A 2500-nucleotide genomic window follows, 5' to 3' on the forward strand; every position below is an offset into this window, starting at 1 on the left:
ACTTGAGGTTGCTGATGACGGACATCGCGATCTCGTTCAGCTTCTTGATGATGTTGGAGGCGAAGGCAACGGCCTCCTGCTGCTTCTGGAGCATGAGCTGCGCGGTGGCGCGCTCGAGGTCGACACCCTCCAGGCCGGCCAGGGAGGACTTCTCGGTGGCGCTCAGGGACTGGCTGCCCTTGAAGGCGGTAGAGAGGGCGGCGGCGGAGGCGGTGGCGTTCATGGGAGTGACTCCAGAGGTTTGGAAGCGGGTGTGTGCTGCGGCGCTGCTTACATAGGGATTATGGCGGATCCGGGGTCGGAAGTTTCCTCGTGATTTCCGATTCCTTTTTTTCCCATGGTTCCAGCCCTGTCGGGTTCGCTCCCACTATAGAGAGAAGAGGCGCTTCCCGGGGGGCTCCTCATTGGAAAATTCATCCCAGATCGCGAAACTCTGGACGGTACCGAGCGAGAATCCAGCAAGTGATCTTCTGCAGTTCCTTCCAGCTCGCAGTTCCCGGGGATAGACAATGGCAACTGGTATCGGTGGTCTGAACACCCAGAACCTTGGCGTGAAGAATCCTGGTTTTGCCGGCGTGAACGACGCGACCCTCGCGAAGAACGCGAAGCTCATCGAGTCGACGATGGGCTTGGTGGAGAAGGCGCTCGCGAACGCGCCCAAAGGGACCGACAAGGCCGCGAAGCCCGACCAGATGGGTCGCTCGGTGGCCTCTCAGCAGACGTCCGCCGCCACCAGCTGCTTCCCCACGGAGAAGCCGGATCCGTTGGACTGCCTGTCCATGGACCTGGGCAATACGCTGGAAGTGAAGGGCAACAAGGTCACCACGCCCGGTGGCTATTCCATCGAGCCGCTCAGTCAGTTCGAGTGGAAGGTCACCGGTCCGGACGGCAAGAGCACCCGTATCTGGGGTGACCCGCACGTGGCCGAGGGCGACGGCGGCACCTGGGACTTCAAGAAGGACACGACCTTCACCCTGGGTGACGGCACGATGATCAACGTCTCCTGCAAGCCCTACGGCAACGGGATGACGGTGACCGGCCAGCTCGACATCGTCTTCATGGACAGCCACGTCACCATCAGCGACCTGGACAAGGGCAAGGGCACCATCGGGCCCGTGAAGAAGGACGGCGTGGCCGAAGCGGATCGCTTCCACGGCCGCAAGGACGTGGACACGGACACCGTGATGATGGGCAACTCCACCGATCAGTGGCTCTTCGAGAGCCGTGAGATCGTCGGCTCGGAGAATGGCGGCGAGGTCTTCAAGAAGGCCGAGAACGCGACCTTCACGAACCATGTCTTCAGTGGCACGTCCAACGCGCCCGCCTCCACCGGCTCGACCTCCACGAAGTCCTCGGACTCCCTGGCCGCGCTGCTGAAGCGGTTCGACCTGGTGGGGACGAGTTTCGACTCGCTGAAGAAGACCCAGACCAAGGGTTTCAACCCGTTCACCGGCACGGACGGCCTGGGCACCTACAACAAGTCGAAGCACAAGGAGGGGCTGAACGCGGCCTTCGACTCCGTGACGTCGATGCTCAAGGCGCTCCAGAAGATCCCCCGGTTCGATGATACCGTGCGTCCGCGCAACATCTTCAGCTAGCCGTTCTCCCACCGCGGGCGAAGTCCCGGGCTTCGCCCGCCCGAAGTGAGGCCTTCGTGAGTGCCCAGCCGCCGTCCCGAGATCCGCAGTCGCCCGCCCGTCAAGAGGAAGAGGACGAGCAGTTGATCCGTGGAGAAATCACCCTGGGTCAATTCCTGAAGATGCCCCGGGCGACGCTCTACCGGTGGGCGACCACGGCGCATCAACTCCTGCAGGTGGGCAAGACGCAGCAGGCCCTGGATATCTTCCGGGGCCTGGTTGCCGCTTCCCCCCATGACAGTGTGTTCCACTGCCAGTTGGGGGCGGCACTCATGACCCTGGAGCGTGTCGATGAAGCCTTCGATGCGTTTCAGCGGTCACTCCAGCTCAACTCCACCAACGGTGATGCCCTCGTGGGCCGCGGAGAGATCCTCCTGCGCCGGGGTGACGTGCCCGGAGGGTTGGCGGATTTCAGCACCGCCATCCAGAATGATCCGACCCTCCAGCGGCGATCGACGCAGCGCGCCCGGTCTCTCCTGGTGACGCTCAAGCAGCAGTCTGACCAGGCGCAGAAGAGCCTGGCTTCCAAGACGCCCGCGAAGAAGTAACGGGTTCCTCCTCGCTTCCGTCGTGCTCCGGTGCCCGGTCACTCCCGTGACCGGGCATCGTGCTTTTGCGGGGGCGGTGTGGATGTCCGTCGCGTTGGCGCCTGCCGGCCGGCTTCAGAACTCGGGCCGCATGGCGCGCCTGGCGGAAAAGCAAAGAGCCGGCCTCCCGTGAAGGAGGACCGGCTCTTAAATCGCCAGGGAAGCGGCGATGCTTACTTGAGGTTGCTGATGACGGACATCGCGATCTCGTTCAGCTTCTTGATGATGTTGGAGGCGAAGGCAACGGCCTCCTGCTGCTTCTGGAGCATGAGCTGC

The 2500-nt window shown here is 63.0% G+C and carries 3 protein-coding genes; 2 read left to right on the forward strand and 1 reads right to left on the reverse strand.

The window, feature by feature from the left end:
* On the reverse strand, positions 1–223 hold a 223-nt coding region (locus tag D7V88_RS40630), incomplete at its 3' end, for a hypothetical protein (protein WP_120545733.1).
* Between the two features lie 352 nt (positions 224–575).
* Here D7V88_RS40630 and D7V88_RS40635 point away from each other — a divergent pair.
* Positions 576–1598, forward strand: coding sequence for a DUF1521 domain-containing protein (locus D7V88_RS40635; RefSeq protein WP_244238668.1), 1023 nt, complete (start codon positions 576–578; stop codon positions 1596–1598).
* Between the two features lie 56 nt (positions 1599–1654).
* Complete coding sequence (locus D7V88_RS40640; protein ID WP_244238669.1) at positions 1655–2185, forward strand: tetratricopeptide repeat protein; 531 nt, start codon at positions 1655–1657, stop codon at positions 2183–2185.
* Positions 2186–2500: the final 315 nt, after the last annotated feature.

Source organism: Corallococcus terminator, assembly GCF_003611635.1.
GTDB lineage: Bacteria > Myxococcota > Myxococcia > Myxococcales > Myxococcaceae > Corallococcus > Corallococcus terminator.